Source organism: Niallia sp. 03133, assembly GCF_052663225.1.
Genome location: NZ_JBQTCY010000024.1, coordinates 1 through 16,578, shown reverse-complemented (window position 1 = coordinate 16,578; position 16,578 = coordinate 1). Strand labels below are relative to the sequence as shown.

Genomic DNA, 16,578 nt, shown 5'->3' with positions numbered 1-16,578 from the left:
TATTAGGTGTTTTTTTTTGCCTTTTATAATCATATAATCAAATGATAAAGACAGGTATGAATTGTTGATATAAATAATGAGAAAATAAAAGAGTTAGCTTTATATTTTTTGCATGTTATATTATTTTTAAATAAATTAAACGCTGAAAAAACAGCTTATTTCCTACTTGATAACAACTAATAGTATAAAACATCGTGCATTTGTTACAGTAAGATACTATCGGGAAGTAGCTATGCTTAATAAAAAAATTTTAGAGTTAATCGTTATCTTACATATGTTTTTCTAAAAATTTATATATTAAATAAGGTCCTTTCTGGATAGAAATGGATAAAAAATTCTCAATAAAAGGATAATCTTGGTTTGGTGTTGTTTTTAAAAGCTCACTCCACCATTCAATTTCATACCGGGATATCATGCTCAAATTATATAACACCAAATAATGACTAAGTATTTCTGGAAAATGAAATTGTTCTTCCTTCGTTATCGAAATATAATAATTGCGATTTGTTATATTATATTTAAAAGGTTCTCGAAAATGAAGTGATTCCAAAAATTCCATTTTAATAAAATGTTTTGTTTGCTCCATGTTTTTTATTGGTGTATGATTCTTTTTCTCTATATACTGTTTAAAACGATTAGCATTCATAAAATAAGTATCTAATATTTGGACAGGAATAGAAACTATAGTATCATGTAACACAACAGGCAAAAAGAAATCCTGTCCATCCATGATATGAAAAAGATCTGTTAATTCTGGAATTTGTTTAAGCAGATTTTCCATTTTTACTTTTTCTCCGTCCAAGGATTTTATACAAAACATCTTTTCTGCCATGTAAGTAAACAAACCATTTTTTTGAATTTTTACTTCATCCTGAAAAAAGCGATATTGCTGTTTTTTCCTCTTTCTTGTAGAAGCTCCATGGGCTAATACAGATGTAGAATTAGGATAAGCTGGATCAATGGTAAGAAGACAGGCTTTAATTAAATGAACAAAACCATAAAAAATTAAAAGCGGCTGTAAAGATAAGGGGGAATTTAACCCTTGTTGGTAATAGAGTTTACCTTGCTCTAAAAAATAAATAAAAGGATAGCAATTTTGATAGCACCTTTTCTCTACATCTTCAACATTTAGTAATTTGTAGCATTTTTTTAGAAAAAATTGGGTGTATTCTGCTGAAAAAAAGCAATTAAATGAATCCCATCCTTTATATCGCTCCACCATGTTATATACCTCCTGAATTTTTTGAAAAATGAAACTTATTAAACTAACCTTGACAGTATTTTGTCCAATTGATAACCTACTAATAATATTTTTAACTTTATGGAGGCGTTAAAATGTGGGAAAGTAAATTTGTTAAAGAAGGATTAACATTTGATGATGTTTTATTAATACCAGCTAAATCGGAAGTACTTCCACGAGATGTTAGTTTAAAAGTCCAACTAGCACCTAATTTAAACTTGAATATTCCGTTAATCAGCGCAGGCATGGATACTGTTACTGAAGCTGAAATGGCTATTGCAATTGCCAGACAAGGCGGGTTGGGAATTATTCATAAGAACATGTCTATCGAACAACAGGCTGAACAAGTAGATAAAGTAAAAAGATCTGAAAGTGGAGTTATATCAGACCCGTTCTTCCTTACTCCAGACCATCAGGTTTTTGATGCTGAGCATTTAATGGGTAAATACCGTATTTCTGGTGTACCAATTGTTAATAACGATGATGAACAAAAATTAGTGGGTATTTTAACAAATCGTGACCTTCGTTTTATTGAAGACTTTTCCATTAAAATTTCCGATGTAATGACAAAAGAAAATTTAGTAACGGCTCCAGTGGGAACGACGCTTGAAGAAGCAGAAAGCATTTTACAGAAATATAAAATCGAAAAGTTGCCTTTAATTGATGAAGAAGGTGTATTAAAGGGCTTAATAACAATTAAAGATATCGAAAAAGTAATTGAATTTCCTCATTCAGCTAAAGATGCACACGGAAGACTTCTAGTGGGCGCGGCAGTTGGTGTAACGAATGATGCTTTAAAAAGAGTAGAATTATTAGTTAAATCCAATGTAGATGTAGTAGTATTAGATACCGCTCATGGACATTCCCAAGGGGTGTTAGAAGGTGTAAGAGAAATTCGAAATGCATTCCCTGATTTAACAATTATCGCAGGAAATGTAGCTACTGCAGAAGGAACAAAAGCTTTAATAGATGCTGGAGCTGATATTGTAAAAGTAGGAATTGGGCCAGGATCGATTTGTACAACAAGGGTTGTTGCAGGTGTAGGGGTACCTCAAATAACAGCTGTTTATGATTGTGCTACAGAAGCTAGAAAGCACGGGAAGTCAATTATTGCAGATGGTGGGATTAAATACTCTGGAGATATTGTTAAAGCACTTGCAGCTGGAGGACATGCTGTTATGCTGGGAAGCTTACTTGCAGGTGTTTCTGAAAGCCCAGGAGAAACAGAAATATTCCAAGGACGCAGATTTAAAGTATACAGAGGAATGGGTTCTGTTGCAGCGATGGAAAAAGGATCAAAAGACCGTTATTTCCAAGAAGACAATAAAAAGTTTGTTCCAGAAGGTATAGAAGGGCGTCTTCCATATAAAGGACCACTATCTGATACTATCTACCAACTTATCGGAGGGATACGTTCAGGTATGGGATATTGTGGTACGAAAGACTTGTCTGAGTTAAGAGAAAATGCTCAATTTATCCGAATGACTGGGGCAGGTTTAAGAGAAAGTCATCCACATGATGTACAAATTACGAAAGAAGCACCAAATTACTCTATTTCTTAAGTAATATGTTAAATTAATAGTTGCTTTATTTCTTTCATTTTTAATAGGCAGTGAACTAGTTCACTGCCTATTTTTTTTGAAATTTTTGTGGTAAACTGTACAAGGGAAATTCTTAACAAAAAAATAATAGTAATATTAATAGATTATAATAATAGTTTTGGAGGTAATAGTATTGAACCAAATGAGGAAGTGGGCGCTGTATTTTACGATCATGCTGCTTATGCTGGCGGCATTATCTACAGGTCTACCACAACAAGCAAAAGCAGCAGGAAAAGATGAGTTAGGTCTTGAATCAGAAGCCGCAATGCTAATAGATGCAAGCAGTGGACAAATATTATATGAAAAAAATGCTGATAAGCTATTGGGCGTTGCTTCTATGTCAAAGATGATGACGGAATATATTGTTCTTGAATCTATTAAAAACGGTAAGATTACCTGGGATCAAAAAGTAAAAATAAATAACTATGTTCATCGACTTTCTGGCGCACCTGAATTGTCTAATGTTGGATTAACAGAAGGTGAAGAATATACAGTAAAAGAATTATATCAAGCAATGGCTATCCATTCAGGAAATGCAGCTACGGTAGCTTTGGCCGAATTGATTGCAGGAACGGAAAAAAATTATATTAATGTAATGAATAAGAAGGCGGAAGAGTTAGGATTAAAAGATTATAAATTTGTTAACTCATCCGGTTTAAATAATGTTGATTTATTAGGAAACTATCCTGCTGGCGATGAAACAAGCGAGAACCAAATGTCTGCAAGAGCTGTTGCGAAGTTAGCATACAGGTTAGTTAAAGATTACCCAGAAGTATTGGAAACATCTGGAATGGCAAGTTTGAAATTCCGAGATGGAAGAGAATATAAAAACTTCAACTGGCTAATACCTTCATTGATTTTTGGATATGAGGGAGTGGATGGACTAAAAACGGGTTCAACTGATTACGCAGGCTATAATGTTACATCAACCGCAAAAAAAGGAGATCAACGCTATATTACGGTTGTTATGAAAGGGAAAACAAAAAATTCCCGTTTTACTGAAACAACAAAGATATTAGATTATGCATTTAATAATTATAAAAAAGAAGAAGTTCTTCCAAATCATTTTATCCCAAAAAAGAAAGAAACACTTAATGTGGTAAAAGGGAAAGAGGATAAGGTGAAAATCAGCACCAACAAAGCAATTAGCCTTCTTATAAAAAATGATGATAAAGATAAATACCAAACAAAGCTTGTAATAGATGAAAAGAAATTAAATAGCAAAGGTGAACTTACTGCTCCTGTAAAAAAGGGAGAAAAAGTAGGCTATATCACACTGCAAACAAAAGATGGGAAAAACATCCCTTTCTTAACAAGTGATGGAAAAAATATAACTTCGGTAGAGGTTGTTGCAACCGATAATGTAGAAAAAGCTAATTGGTTTGTGCTGGCAATGCGAGGGGTTGGAGGATTTTTTTCTGACGTTTGGAAAAGTGTATCTTCAACAGTAAAAGGTTGGTTTTAAAAATAAAAGAAGGTTTCCTGTCTTGACAGGAACCTTTTTTTATTGTTTATTTTCATTAGGGATATTAATTATTCATACCATGAAAAATTCCTTAATGTTTGGAACATACTAAATCTACAACACTGTAGGCTATTATAGGGGGCAATTAAGTTGAAAACAGGTACTGATCGAGTAAAACGTGGAATGGCTGAAATGCAAAAAGGCGGCGTTATTATGGACGTTATTAATGCAGAGCAAGCCAAAATTGCAGAAGAAGCTGGAGCAGTTGCTGTTATGGCTCTAGAAAGAGTTCCATCAGACATTCGTGCAGCTGGCGGAGTAGCCAGAATGGCAGATCCTACTATTGTGGAGGAAGTAATGAATGCTGTTACGATTCCTGTTATGGCAAAAGCGCGTATTGGCCATATTGTAGAAGCGAAAGTTTTAGAAGCAATGGGCGTTGATTATATCGATGAGAGTGAAGTATTAACTCCTGCTGATGAAGAGTATCATTTAAACAAAAATGATTATACAGTACCGTTCGTATGCGGATGCCGTGACTTGGGAGAAGCAGCTAGACGTATTGGCGAAGGGGCAGCTATGCTGCGAACGAAGGGTGAACCTGGTACTGGTAATATCGTAGAAGCAGTTCGTCATATTCGTAAGGTAAATGCACAAGTTCGCAAGGTAGCATACATGAATGAAGATGAGTTAATGACAGAAGCAAAACTTCTTGGTGCGCCATATGAATTATTATTAGAGATTAAAAAATTAGGACGTCTTCCTGTTGTAAACTTTGCAGCTGGCGGGGTTGCTACGCCTGCAGATGCAGCGCTTATGATGCAATTAGGAGCAGACGGAGTATTTGTTGGTTCTGGTATCTTTAAATCAGATAACCCTGCAAAATTTGCTCGTGCTATCGTAGAAGCAACAACACATTATCAAGATTATAAATTAATTGCTGAGATTTCAAAGAACTTAGGAACTGCTATGAAAGGTATTGAAATAGCAAGTCTTGCTCCAGAATCTCGTATGCAAGAACGTGGATGGTAAGATACTATGTCAAATGTGACAGTTGGTGTTCTTGGCCTGCAAGGTGCCGTTAGAGAGCATGTTCATGCGATCGAAGCAAATGGAGCAAACGCAGTAGTTGTTAAATATAAGGAACAATTGGACGAAGTTGATGGTTTAATTCTTCCTGGTGGAGAAAGTACAACAATGCGCCGTTTAATTGATAAATATGATTTTATGAATTCTTTAAAGGGGTTCGCACATTCAGGAAAACCGATGTTTGGGACATGTGCAGGTTTAATCATGTTAGCAAGTTCCATTGAGGGTTATGATGAACCTCATATCGGCGTAATGGATGTACAAGTGGCCCGCAATTCTTTTGGCAGACAAAAGGAAAGCTTTGAAGCCGATCTCGATATAGCTGGTGTAGCTGAAGATTTTACAGCAGTATTTATTCGGGCGCCACACATTGTTTCCGCTGGAGAGAATGTAGAAATTCTTGCAAAACATAACGAAAGAATTGTTGCAGCAAGGGAAGGTCAATTTCTTGGCTGCTCCTTCCATCCAGAGTTAACAGATGATCATCGATTAACGGGTTACTTTATTAACATGGTGAAAGAAGCAAAGAATTAATTTGCATATTATGGTTGAAGTGTGTTAATAATTATAGTACGATGAAAAAAACTTTTATAGTATATCTACGTTGATAGGAAATAGTAACAGGTGATTTATTTTAAAGAGAGCCGATGGCTGGTGTGAATCGGTGAATAATACCTGTGAATCCATCCTAGAGTAAAAGCTTGGAACGCTATTTATATAGTTAGTAATTGCTTTCGGCTAAAAACCGTTATTTTCTTTAAGGTGGAAAGTAGCATACTTTCAACTAGGGTGGCAACGCGGGTAACTCTCGTCCCTTTTTTGGGATGGGAGTTTTTTGTGTTTTCAGGAATTAAATAGCCATGTTTCCATGTGAAGGTTTAAAGTATTTTTTATTCATAGTAGATAGGATACGATAACAGGAGGGGTTCGATATGCTGGATATTAAATTTGTCCGTGCTAATTTTGAAATGGTAAAACAACAATTGCAACATAGAGGCGAAGATTTATCTGAGTTGGAAAATTTCGAGGAGTTAGACAAAAGACGCAGAGAATTAATTGTGGATACAGAGCAGTTAAAAAGCAAACGAAATGAAGTTTCACAGCAAGTTGCAGCATTAAAACGAGAAAAAAAAGATGCAGAGGCTCTCATTGTTGAAATGAGAGAAGTTGGCGAAAAGATTAAGGGGTTTGATGATGAGCTTCGAGTTGTAGAAGAAAAATTACAAACAATTATGCTCGGCATTCCAAATCTTCCACATGAAAGTGTTCCAGTAGGGGATACGGAGGATGATAATGTGGAAGTTAGGAAATGGGGAGAAATTCGACAGTTTTCTTTTGATCCTAAGCCGCACTGGGATGTTGCAACAGATTTAGATTTGCTTGATTTTGAAAGGGCGGCAAAGGTTACTGGAAGCCGATTTGTTTTTTATAAAGGTTTAGGCGCAAGACTGGAAAGAGCACTTTTTAACTTTATGCTGGATCTCCATACAGAAGAGCATGGATATCAGGAAATCATTCCTCCATTTTTAGTGAATAGAGCAAGCTTAACAGGAACAGGCCAGCTGCCTAAATTTGAAGAGGATGCTTTTTTAATTGAGAAAGAAGATTACTTTTTAATACCAACATCTGAGGTGCCTGTTACAAACTTGCATCGTGATGAAATTCTAGATGGAGAGCAGCTGCCGATTAAATATGCAGCATTCAGTGCTAATTTCCGTTCTGAGGCTGGTTCTGCAGGAAGAGATACAAGAGGGCTAATAAGACAGCATCAATTTAATAAGGTTGAATTAGTAAAGTTTGCGAAGCCGGAAGATTCTTATGAAGAATTAGAAAGATTGACTGCAAATGCGGAAAAAGTGCTGCAGCTTTTAAAATTGCCATATCGTGTATTAAGCATGTGTACAGGTGATTTAGGGTTTACGGCTGCAAAAAAATACGATGTAGAAGTTTGGATTCCAAGCTATAATATGTATCGTGAAATTTCTTCTTGCAGTAATTTTGAAGCATTCCAGGCTAGACGTGCAAATATTCGATTCCGTAGAGATCCAAAAGGAAAGCCAGAGCATGTTCATACATTAAATGGATCTGGGTTAGCGATCGGACGTACAGTTGCAGCTATTTTAGAAAATTATCAACAAGAAGATGGAAGTGTGGTTATTCCAGCAGTACTTCGTCCGTATATGGGCAATAAAGAAGTAATAGCTCCTAAATAAACAAGGAAAACTATTTTTACGATAAAAGGAGGTAGATTCTCTTTTTATCGTAAAAATAATGAAAAATTATATTGACTTTTATTTTTATATATGATAAATTATATTTTGTCTGATGGAGGAATACCCAAGTCCGGCTGAAGGGATCGGTCTTGAAAACCGACAGGCGGGTCAAACCGCGCAGGGGTTCGAATCCCCTTTCCTCCTCCATGATTTTAATAAAATTGCGCATAAATGTTGAAGATATAGAGCATACTGCAAATGTAGTATACTCTTTTTTATTATATAAAAAAGAGAGGATCTAAGTCCCCTCTTCTTTCAAGTTTATCCCACACTTAACGGGCAGTAAAACCCCCACTGATGGAAGGTTCACTTTATGCCTTTTTTATATATTTTTTTTGATTAACAATATGACTGATTTTTTCTAAGATTGGTTCTATAGAATTGCTTCCTGCCATTGCGTCGTATTCATTTATATTAAGACGAAGCACTGGACATGCAGAAAAAGAATTGATCCATTTCTCATAGCGAATATGCATTTCCTCCCAATAATGGATTGGCGTTTGTTTTTCCATTGTTCTTCCCCGTTTTTCCATGCGCTTCAAAATATCTTCTAAAGACCCTTCTAAATAAATTAATAGGTCGGGATGAGGAAAATAAGGGGACATAACCATTGCATCAAACAAACTAGTATAGGTCTCGTAATCTACTTCTGACATGGTTCCTTTTTCAACATGCATTTTTGCGAATATTCCTGTATCCTCATAAATGGATCGATCTTGGATGAATCCCCCACCATATTCAAAAATTCTTTTTTGTTCTTTAAAACGTTCGGCAAGAAAATATATTTGTAGATGAAAACTCCACCTGCTGAAATCCTGATAAAATTTATCTAAATATGGATTTGTATCGACTTTTTCAAATGATGTACGAAATTGAAGAGCGTCAGCAAGTGCGTTTGTTAAAGTAGATTTGCCTACTCCCACTGTTCCAGCAATCGTAATGACAGAATTGCTTGGAATATTGTATTTACTGTGTAGATTCATGTTTATATGCTCCTATATTTAAAGTTTGTCTAATAGTATGAATAATTGTTTCTAAGTCTTGTTTATTCTCTACAAAGTCTAAATTATCTCCGTTGAAGGATAAAACAGGAATAGTAGGATTTTGTTTTTTGAAATTCTCCATTACAAGCTTATAATCAGACGATAGCTGTTTCAAGTAAAGAGGACTTATATTCTTTTCAATATCTCTATCTCTCCTTTTGATGCGTCCCATTATTGTATCTAAACTGGCGTGTAAATAGATGATAATATTGGGAGTGGGGAGATCTTCTGTTAACACATCATAAATACGGCTGTATTTCGCAAGCTCTTTTTCTTGCAAAGATCGTTTGGCGAATATTAAATTTTTTAAAATATGATAGTCTGCGACAACTGGCTGTTGTTTGCTTAGGTAAAGGGTATTTATATCATTTAACTGCTTATAGCGATTGCATAAAAAAAACATTTCCGTTTGGAAACTCCACTCTTCAATATTGTCATAGAACTTTCCTAAAAAAGGATTCTCCTCTACTATTTCTTTGAGTAAATAGTATTGAAAGTGGTCGGAAAGTAACTTTGCTAAAGATGTTTTTCCAACACCAATAGTTCCTTCTACAGTAATAAAAGGGATAGTGTTCATTGCATGTCCCCCGTTCTTTTTGAAAAAATGGCACAAATGACATTTTACCATATAGAAGGTTTTTTAGGATAGAATGCATGCTTATTTTCTACCTGTATGTTTTTTCCTGTTGTAAAATAAAGAAAGGCTGCCCTAGGATATTCGGACAGCTCCTGAGATGAAAGAAATCGATTAAAGGGATCTGTTGACTTAAGATAGGATCTTGTATGTATTGTGATTTGAAAAAAGGCGGAATTTAGTGAAAGGAAAAGAAATGCATCCTATTTAATCAAATGGTGCTAAGGCCTTTTGGTTACTTGGAAATTGTCTACAATTAATAACCAATTTTGGGGAAATGATAATCCTAATTTCCAATAGCTCATTCCTCTTATATTCAACTCTTTTATTAAATTAAATTTTGCTTGAATAGATCTTGCATCTTCAAACCAAACTTCATGTAGTTTATTGTTGCTGTCCGTGTATTTAAAGTAAGGGGCTTGTGCTTTTTGATCATAAAAAATTGGTACGTTGTTTTCACTTGCAAGCTGAATAGCGGCTTGTGGACTAAGTGCCTTTGCAGTACTTCCTTCGACAAAAGGAAGTGTCCAATCATATCCGTATAAATTTTGCCCCATCAAAATTTTAGACGGAGGCATTTCGGTAATCGCATATTCTAAAACGTCTCTAACTGGGTCAATGGGTGAAACAGCCATGGCAGGTCCTCCACTGTAGCCCCACTCATAAGTCATAATCACCACGAAGTCGACAATTTCACCATGCGCCTTATAATCGTGTGCTTCATACCACCGGCCTTTTTGTCCTGCGCTTGTTTTTGGAGCGAGTGCTGTTGATAATAACCAGCCTTCTTTGGAAAAACGGGATTTTGCCTTTCTGAGAAAAGCGTTATAGCTTTCTTTATCAACTGGTCTTAAATATTCAAAATCAAAATGAATATCTTTAAAACCATATTTTTTAGCTGTATTTACAATGTTATTTAAAAATCTATTTTGAATGGTTTGATCATTTAGAAGAATTCTTCCTAATTCATCGCTAAATTGATCGTTTTCTTGGTTTGTTATGACCATCATTAAAACATTATTGTTGTTTTTTGCGATAGTAGGGAAGTTGTTTAATAAGGGCTCTTTCAATGAGCCATCTCGAAGCGCCTGGAAGCTAAATGGTGCTAAATAGGTTAAATAGGGTGCTGCTTCACGTGCGCTTGTTTCTAAAACGGGAGAAACTGATGATCCTCTAGGCTCTACATATCCATTGAATTCTGCAGCCCTTTTTGGTCTTGGTGGAATATATAGGCGCTGTCCGATTCTTAAAGGCTGATTAACAGGTATTCTGTTTATGGAGGCAAGCTCTTGAGAAGACAGTTGGAATTTTTGGGAAATAGACCAAAGGCTATCACCAGCTTGCACCCAATAAAAGCTTCCTACTATTGGAATCACTAATGCCTGCCCAACCACTAATCGATCGGCATTAGGAAGATCGTTTGCTTCTATAATATCTGCAGCGGTTGTTCCATATGCTTGGGCGATGCCAGCTAATGTTTGATTATTTTGTACCACATGTATTTGCATTTTATTCCCTCCTGCTGTTAAAAGCACTTAAAACATTTTATGAAGGGAAAAGGGTAGACATGATAGTATTTTCCTGATAAGTGAATATTTTTGCGTCCATCACATTTTTCATCATTCTTATCGCATACAGATTATCCTCATTATCTACAGAAGCAATGCAGTTTTCCGGTACTATCAAAGAATATTCACGCATGTAGGCATCGTTTGCTGTGAACAGGACACATATATTCCCGGCAATGCCAGCGAGCAGTAAAGTATCGACATTAAGCTGCTGGAGCAGTGTATGGAGTGCTGTTCCATAAAAAGCAGAGTGTTTTGGCTTAATTAAAAAATAGTCTCTATCTGTCGGTTTTATTCTTTGAAGAATTTCATTATTTTTGTCATTTTGGCAAAAAGAAAGTATTTTTTCTAAATCTGCCTTCCATAAGTTGTAATGGTCGTTAATATAAATAACAGGTATTTTTTCTTTTGTGCATTTTTGTTTTAAAGAATAAATATTCGTTGCGATTTCAAGTGTTTTTGCTGCAAGGGTATTTCCGTAAGTAAAGTTAAAATCATTTATCATATCTATGATAAGTAGTGCTGCATGATTATGTTTTTTCATATGTACCTCGCTTCATATATAAATGTTGTGCCATATGGCGTTGCCTTATGGAGAGCGGACGTGTACCTATTCTTCAACAATGCGCTTTTCTTATTGTCTAGCTCCAACGCCTGTCGACTACCGTACTTCAGGTCTCCTCCCTACGATAATTCAACATCGAAACGCTTGCACTCATCGTGTTTCCTATATCTCAGTCGGAGACCTTCCAGTCTGTCCGTCGATGTACAAGGAGCTTGCGCTTTTCTTATTAGTTTGGATATAATTTAGAAAAAAATGAGTGAATTATTTTTATCCCACTCTTAACGGGCAGTAAGACCCCCGCCTTAAGATGCTGAGAAATCGAGGAAGGTAGGTGGGGGATAACTCCCATAAAGGTCCGATAAGTACAACTAACCATCAGTGGGGGATGAAGAAAACCCCCACTGATGGAAAGGTTCACTTTATAAATGAGAATACTTAAGGTGTGTTTTATATGAAAGTGGAAAAGGAACATTCTTTTTATATGCAGTTGGCAATTGAGGAAGCAAAAAAGGCAGCGGCTATTTATGAGGTGCCTATTGGGGCTGTTATTGTAAAAAATGGAGAGATTCTTGCATCGGCGCATAATTTAAGGGAAACAGAGCAGACGGCAATAGCGCATGCGGAATTATTAGCAATTGATGAAGCATGTAAAAAAACAGGGACATGGAGATTAGATGATGCTGTATTATATGTAACACTTGAGCCGTGTGCGATGTGTTCTGGTGCAATCATTCTTTCAAGAGTTGCTAAAGTAGTATATGGTGCGGCCGATCCTAAAGGAGGGTGTGCTGGTACATTTATGAATTTGCTGCAGGATAACAGATTCAACCATCAAAGTGAGGTGGTATCAGGCATTCTTGCAGATGAATGTGGACAGTTGCTTACTGACTTTTTTAGAGATTTGCGAACTCGCAAGAAGGAAGAGAAAAAACGAATTACAAAAATTAACAAAGGATAAACGTTGCAATTTTGATATCTTATCAGTATACTTATAGATGTGTCTTACATGACACCTTAAAAATGGTATCAATTTTGTCGTGCTAAGCGGGGAGGTAGCGGTGCCCTGTACTCGCAATCCGCTCTAGCGAGGCTGAATTCCTTTCTGAGGCTCGTATCCTGTAGGGTCTGCCTAAAGTAAGTGGTGTTGACGTCCGGGTCCTGCGCAATGGGAATCCATGAACCATGTCAGGTCCGGAAGGAAGCAGCATTAAGTGGACACCCCCATGTGCCGCAGGGTTACCTGGACTGAGCTAACTGCTTAAGTAACGCTTATGGGTGCCAGTCGAAGAAAGGTGCACGGCAGTTATATATTACATAATAAAACTCATCCTATTTTAATGGATGAGTTTTTTGTATATTGAGTTGTTCCAAAGAGTACACATATGTAAAAAAGATAATAGATAAGCTATAATAGTCATGGGAATAACGATAGGGGGCGAATGAATGAATTATCAAGCATTATACCGAGTTTGGAGACCACAGCAGTTTGTCGATGTTGTAGGTCAAGAACATATAACCAAAACGTTGCAAAATGCCCTTCTTCAACAAAAAATATCACATGCATATCTTTTTTCAGGTCCAAGAGGAACGGGGAAAACGAGTGCTGCGAAAATATTGGCAAAAGCAGTAAACTGTGAAAGAGCTCCAATAGCTGAACCATGTAATGAATGTGCTGCTTGCAAAGGTATTACTGATGGCTCGATTCCGGATGTAATTGAAATAGATGCAGCATCCAATAATGGCGTAGAGGAAATACGGGATATTAGAGATAAAGTAAAGTATGCTCCTAGCTCTGTATCGTACAAAGTTTATATAGTAGATGAAGTGCATATGCTTTCAATAGGAGCGTTTAATGCACTGCTAAAAACTTTAGAGGAACCCCCTAAACATGTTATCTTTATATTAGCCACTACGGAACCACATAAAATTCCATTAACGATTATATCGAGATGTCAGCGATTTGATTTCAGGAGGATTACCGCTCAATCGATTGTAAATAGAATGAGCCTAATTGTACAAGAGTCTGGTATTTCTTGTGAAGAAAAAGCATTGCAGATGATTGCAAGAGCTGCTGATGGAGGAATGCGCGACGCGCTAAGCTTATTAGACCAAGCTATTTCTTATAGTGAAGATTCCGTAACTGTTGATGATGCATTAACGGTAACAGGAGCAGTTTCTCAAGGATTTTTAAATAAATTAGCAAAAGCCATTTTTGAAAAAGATACAATAAGTGGGTTACAATCATTAGAAGAGCTATTGCTGGCAGGAAAAGATCCAGGTCGCTTTATTGAGGACTTTATATTCTTTTATCGCGATATGCTTTTATATAAAACTGCGCCCAATCTCGAAGAATCACTGGAAAGAGTTCTGTTGGATGAGGAGTTTAAAGAATTGACAGAAGCATATGTCCAAGAGCATATATACGAAATAATAAATCTGCTGAACAAAACACAGCAGGATATGCGTTGGACTAATCACCCAAGAATTTTTTTAGAAGTGGCAATTGTGAGATTAAGTCAGTTGGAAGGACCCCGATCATCCGAAAGTGTGGTTGAACTGCCTGAACTTCAAAACTTAATAAATAAAATTGATGGTCTTGAAGCAGAACTTGCAAGCTTAAAACAACAAGGTGTAAGTGTAAGAGCAGAAGAGTCATCTCCCCAAAAGAAAATAAGAACAAATAGAAAAGGGTTTCAAGCTCCGACGGGAAAAATTAATGAGATTCTTAAAGTGGCAACTAAACCTGAATTGCAAAATATTAAAAGCAGCTGGGGAGAAATGTTAAATAAGCTTGTACAAAATCAAATGCGGTCACAAGCTGCATTATTAAACGAAGCCGAGCCGGTAGCAGCATCAGATGATTCCATTATCATAAAATTTAAATATGAAATTCACTGTCAAATGGCCTTGGATAATGGTAAATTTATAGAGACAATTACGACTTCTTTATATCAGCTAATAGGAAAAAGATATAAAATAGTAGGAGTTCCAGAAGACCAGTGGCTGAAGATAAGAGAAGACTTTCTTAACAGTTCGCATCATTCTCATACAACTGAAGGCAATGATTTGGAAACACAAAAAAAGGATCCGATTGTAGAAGAAGCAATAAAATTATTCGGCGAGGAATTGTTAGAAGTAAAAGAGTGAGGAATGTTGGTACACATAGTAACATATGTAATAGGAGAAATTACTAGTATCTAACAAATAGTATAAAATTATTATTAATGGAGGTTGTAAAAATGCGAGGAATGGGTAATATGCAAAATATGATGAAACAAATGCAGAAAATGCAGAAAAAAATGGCTGAGGCTCAAGAAGAGCTTGGGGAAAAAAAGATCGAAGGTACTGCTGGCGGCGGTATGGTGACTGTTATTGTTACTGGCCATAAGGAAATTGTTGAAGTAACAATCAAGGAAGAAGTTGTAGATCCTGAAGATGTGGAAATGCTCCAAGATCTTGTGCTTGCAGCTACAAATGATGCATTGAAAAAAGCAGATGAGCTTGCAAACTCAACGATGGGACAATTCACAAAAGGGATGAATCTTCCTGGAATGTTCTAGGAGGGAAGTTTATGCATTATCCTGAACCAATATCAAAGCTAATTGACAGCTTTATGAAATTGCCAGGCATCGGCCCTAAAACGGCTGCACGACTGGCTTTTTTTGTACTGAACATGAAAGAGGATACCGTTTTAGATTTCGCCAAAGCATTAGTAAATGCTAAAAGGAATTTATCTTATTGTTCTGTTTGTGGTCATATAACAGACCAAGATCCTTGCTATATTTGTGAAGATAAAAGAAGAAATGGAAAAATTATCTGTGTCGTACAAGATCCTAAAGATGTCATCGCGATGGAAAAAATGAAAGAATACGAAGGGTTGTATCATGTTTTACATGGAGCAATCTCTCCTATGGATGGAATAGGTCCGGAAGATATAAATGTTCCAACCTTGATAAAACGGCTTCAAGATGCTGAAGTTGAGGAAGTAATTATGGCCACCAATCCAAATATTGAAGGAGAGGCCACTGCCATGTATATATCAAGGCTTTTAAAGCCATCAGGCATTAAGATTACAAGAATTGCTCATGGATTGCCAGTTGGCGGAGATTTGGAATATGCTGATGAAGTAACGCTTTCTAAAGCGTTAGAAGGAAGAAGAGAAGTATAAAATATTGGGGGACCTTTACAAATGCTTTTTCGCCGAAAAGGAAAGTTAAGAAAAGAGTTCGATGAAAAGTTATTAGTCCAATTTAAACATCTAAAGCAGGATTGGTTAAACGAAAAGTCATTATTAGATAAAAGTTTCGATCCTTCTGATGAAGTATTATGTGCAGCAAGATTAACAGAAGCAAAATACTTTTTTCTTTTTAAAGAGGCAAAAGAAAGAAAAGTTACACTGAGATAATTAGTTAAAAGACAAGAAAGTTTAAAATTTTTCAACTTAGATGAGACTCTAGTTTCGATGTACTGGATATACAAGTGCAGGCGTTGCCACAGGGGCGAAGGATGCAAGTCAATCGACGTCGTCACAGGACGTGGCGTAGTTAGTCGATTCTCCTTTTTCTGCGTACTTAATCAGCCAGTCTGTATGGTGATGAACAAGGCGGTTGCGTTTTTCTTTTCCTCCGGAGTTCTACTAGATAGTTTTGCCACATATCTATTAGTACAAGTTATTTTAGGGAGGATGAGTAAAATTGAGCCCTGTTATGATTGTCTCTATAGTCGTGGGACTAATTGTTCTTTTGCTTATTGCTGGAACTCCTATTAAACCATTGAGAATTGTCGGGCAAGGGGTTATAAAAATTGTCATAGGAGCACTTTTTTTATTTTTTCTAAATGCGATTGGTAATAAGTATGGTATCCACATACCAATAAATTTTACCACTTCAACTGTTTCTGGTTTATTAGGAATTCCTGGTGTAATAGCGCTTGTTGCCGTCCAGAAGTATATATTATGAATCGACTAATTTATTTTAGTTGATTTTTTTTTGTATTGTTGACTTTAAATATATAAGGTGATAGTATATTAGAAGTCGCAACGAGGTTGTGAAAATTAAAAATAAAAAACATTTGACATGTGAAAGTTAAAATGTTATTATT

General features: G+C 36.1%; 16 protein-coding genes, 1 tRNA gene, 1 other RNA gene and 1 other annotated feature. Of the genes, 13 read left to right on the top strand and 5 right to left on the bottom strand.

The annotated features are described in order from the left end of the window. Nucleotides 1-268: 268 nt before the first annotated feature. The gene (locus tag ACTYBU_RS22250; protein WP_445493230.1) at nucleotides 269-1,222 is read right to left on the bottom strand and encodes a YaaC family protein; all 954 of its coding nucleotides are present in this window, start codon (nucleotides 1,220-1,222) and stop codon (nucleotides 269-271) included. A 113-nt stretch (nucleotides 1,223-1,335) separates the two neighbouring features. On the opposite strand from ACTYBU_RS22250, the gene guaB reads away from it, so the two are divergent. From guaB to ACTYBU_RS22220, 6 genes are all read left to right on the top strand, one after another. Further along, a complete protein-coding gene (guaB, locus tag ACTYBU_RS22245; RefSeq protein ID WP_445493229.1) occupies nucleotides 1,336-2,802 on the top strand; it encodes an IMP dehydrogenase in 1,467 nt (488 codons plus the stop codon). Between the two features lie 181 nt (nucleotides 2,803-2,983). After that, the gene (locus ACTYBU_RS22240; RefSeq protein ID WP_445493236.1) at nucleotides 2,984-4,306 is read left to right on the top strand and encodes a D-alanyl-D-alanine carboxypeptidase family protein; all 1,323 of its coding nucleotides are present in this window, start codon (nucleotides 2,984-2,986) and stop codon (nucleotides 4,304-4,306) included. A 150-nt stretch (nucleotides 4,307-4,456) separates the two neighbouring features. Beyond that, nucleotides 4,457-5,338 carry a pyridoxal 5'-phosphate synthase lyase subunit PdxS gene (pdxS, locus tag ACTYBU_RS22235; protein WP_445493227.1) on the top strand — a complete coding sequence of 294 codons (882 nt, stop codon included), beginning with the start codon at nucleotides 4,457-4,459 and terminating at the stop codon, nucleotides 5,336-5,338. A gap of 6 nt (nucleotides 5,339-5,344) precedes the next feature. Beyond that, nucleotides 5,345-5,929, top strand: coding sequence for a pyridoxal 5'-phosphate synthase glutaminase subunit PdxT (gene pdxT / locus ACTYBU_RS22230; RefSeq protein ID WP_445493226.1), 585 nt, complete (start codon nucleotides 5,345-5,347; stop codon nucleotides 5,927-5,929). Nucleotides 5,930-5,990: 61 nt separating this feature from the next. Next, nucleotides 5,991-6,214, top strand: a binding site (T-box leader). Between the two features lie 113 nt (nucleotides 6,215-6,327). Continuing rightward, complete coding sequence (gene serS / locus ACTYBU_RS22225; protein ID WP_445493225.1) at nucleotides 6,328-7,608, top strand: serine--tRNA ligase; 1,281 nt, start codon at nucleotides 6,328-6,330, stop codon at nucleotides 7,606-7,608. A gap of 114 nt (nucleotides 7,609-7,722) precedes the next feature. Further along, a tRNA-Ser gene (locus ACTYBU_RS22220) sits at nucleotides 7,723-7,815 on the top strand. A 164-nt stretch (nucleotides 7,816-7,979) separates the two neighbouring features. Here the strand turns inward: ACTYBU_RS22220 and ACTYBU_RS22215 are convergent. From ACTYBU_RS22215 to ACTYBU_RS22200, 4 genes are all read right to left on the bottom strand, one after another. Next, nucleotides 7,980-8,651 (bottom strand): deoxynucleoside kinase, encoded by a 672-nt coding sequence (locus ACTYBU_RS22215; RefSeq protein ID WP_445493224.1) that lies wholly within the window; start codon nucleotides 8,649-8,651, stop codon nucleotides 7,980-7,982. Continuing rightward, entirely contained in the window at nucleotides 8,635-9,288 is a 654-nt protein-coding gene (locus tag ACTYBU_RS22210; RefSeq protein ID WP_445493222.1) for a deoxynucleoside kinase, read from the bottom strand. The genes ACTYBU_RS22215 and ACTYBU_RS22210 overlap by 17 nt, the downstream gene beginning before the upstream one ends. A 278-nt stretch (nucleotides 9,289-9,566) precedes the next feature. Then, the gene (locus tag ACTYBU_RS22205) at nucleotides 9,567-10,853 is read right to left on the bottom strand and encodes a glycosyl hydrolase family 18 protein (RefSeq protein WP_445493220.1); all 1,287 of its coding nucleotides are present in this window, start codon (nucleotides 10,851-10,853) and stop codon (nucleotides 9,567-9,569) included. A 37-nt stretch (nucleotides 10,854-10,890) separates the two neighbouring features. Then, the gene (locus ACTYBU_RS22200; protein ID WP_445493218.1) at nucleotides 10,891-11,457 is read right to left on the bottom strand and encodes an isochorismatase family cysteine hydrolase; all 567 of its coding nucleotides are present in this window, start codon (nucleotides 11,455-11,457) and stop codon (nucleotides 10,891-10,893) included. A 478-nt stretch (nucleotides 11,458-11,935) separates the two neighbouring features. Between ACTYBU_RS22200 and tadA the strand changes: the two genes are divergently transcribed. From tadA to ACTYBU_RS22165, 7 genes are all read left to right on the top strand, one after another. Beyond that, entirely contained in the window at nucleotides 11,936-12,436 is a 501-nt protein-coding gene (tadA, locus tag ACTYBU_RS22195) for a tRNA adenosine(34) deaminase TadA (protein ID WP_445493234.1), read from the top strand. Nucleotides 12,437-12,513: 77 nt separating this feature from the next. Next, an RNA gene (gene ffs / locus ACTYBU_RS22190) (signal recognition particle sRNA large type) lies at nucleotides 12,514-12,778 on the top strand. A gap of 143 nt (nucleotides 12,779-12,921) precedes the next feature. Next, entirely contained in the window at nucleotides 12,922-14,625 is a 1,704-nt protein-coding gene (dnaX, locus tag ACTYBU_RS22185) for a DNA polymerase III subunit gamma/tau (protein WP_445493216.1), read from the top strand. Nucleotides 14,626-14,717: 92 nt separating this feature from the next. After that, a complete protein-coding gene (locus ACTYBU_RS22180) occupies nucleotides 14,718-15,038 on the top strand; it encodes a YbaB/EbfC family nucleoid-associated protein (protein WP_445493215.1) in 321 nt (106 codons plus the stop codon). A gap of 11 nt (nucleotides 15,039-15,049) precedes the next feature. Continuing rightward, nucleotides 15,050-15,646, top strand: a complete 597-nt coding sequence (gene recR, locus ACTYBU_RS22175) for a recombination mediator RecR (protein WP_445493213.1) — start codon at nucleotides 15,050-15,052, stop codon at nucleotides 15,644-15,646. 21 nt (nucleotides 15,647-15,667) lie between these two features. Further along, nucleotides 15,668-15,883 carry a YaaL family protein gene (locus tag ACTYBU_RS22170; RefSeq protein ID WP_445493211.1) on the top strand — a complete coding sequence of 72 codons (216 nt, stop codon included), beginning with the start codon at nucleotides 15,668-15,670 and terminating at the stop codon, nucleotides 15,881-15,883. Between the two features lie 301 nt (nucleotides 15,884-16,184). Then, a complete protein-coding gene (locus tag ACTYBU_RS22165) occupies nucleotides 16,185-16,436 on the top strand; it encodes a pro-sigmaK processing inhibitor BofA family protein (RefSeq protein ID WP_445493232.1) in 252 nt (83 codons plus the stop codon). The last annotated feature ends 142 nt before the right edge of the window (nucleotides 16,437-16,578 follow it).

What these genes read in the sequence shown, in the direction of transcription:
- ACTYBU_RS22165 (WP_445493232.1), top strand. Translation starts at nt 16,185, where the DNA reads ATGATTGTCTCTATAGTCGTGGGACTAATTGTTCTTTTGCTTATTGCT.
- ACTYBU_RS22180 (WP_445493215.1), top strand. Translation starts at nt 14,718, where the DNA reads ATGCGAGGAATGGGTAATATGCAAAATATGATGAAACAAATGCAGAAA.
- ACTYBU_RS22215 (WP_445493224.1), bottom strand. Translation starts at nt 8,651, where the DNA reads ATGAATCTACACAGTAAATACAATATTCCAAGCAATTCTGTCATTACG.
- ACTYBU_RS22240 (WP_445493236.1), top strand. Translation starts at nt 2,984, where the DNA reads ATGAGGAAGTGGGCGCTGTATTTTACGATCATGCTGCTTATGCTGGCG.
- ACTYBU_RS22210 (WP_445493222.1), bottom strand. Translation starts at nt 9,288, where the DNA reads ATGAACACTATCCCTTTTATTACTGTAGAAGGAACTATTGGTGTTGGA.
- serS (WP_445493225.1), top strand. Translation starts at nt 6,328, where the DNA reads ATGCTGGATATTAAATTTGTCCGTGCTAATTTTGAAATGGTAAAACAA.
- recR (WP_445493213.1), top strand. Translation starts at nt 15,050, where the DNA reads ATGCATTATCCTGAACCAATATCAAAGCTAATTGACAGCTTTATGAAA.
- ACTYBU_RS22205 (WP_445493220.1), bottom strand. Translation starts at nt 10,853, where the DNA reads ATGCAAATACATGTGGTACAAAATAATCAAACATTAGCTGGCATCGCC.
- ACTYBU_RS22250 (WP_445493230.1), bottom strand. Translation starts at nt 1,222, where the DNA reads ATGGTGGAGCGATATAAAGGATGGGATTCATTTAATTGCTTTTTTTCA.
- dnaX (WP_445493216.1), top strand. Translation starts at nt 12,922, where the DNA reads ATGAATTATCAAGCATTATACCGAGTTTGGAGACCACAGCAGTTTGTC.
- ACTYBU_RS22170 (WP_445493211.1), top strand. Translation starts at nt 15,668, where the DNA reads ATGCTTTTTCGCCGAAAAGGAAAGTTAAGAAAAGAGTTCGATGAAAAG.
- guaB (WP_445493229.1), top strand. Translation starts at nt 1,336, where the DNA reads ATGTGGGAAAGTAAATTTGTTAAAGAAGGATTAACATTTGATGATGTT.
- ACTYBU_RS22200 (WP_445493218.1), bottom strand. Translation starts at nt 11,457, where the DNA reads ATGAAAAAACATAATCATGCAGCACTACTTATCATAGATATGATAAAT.
- pdxT (WP_445493226.1), top strand. Translation starts at nt 5,345, where the DNA reads ATGTCAAATGTGACAGTTGGTGTTCTTGGCCTGCAAGGTGCCGTTAGA.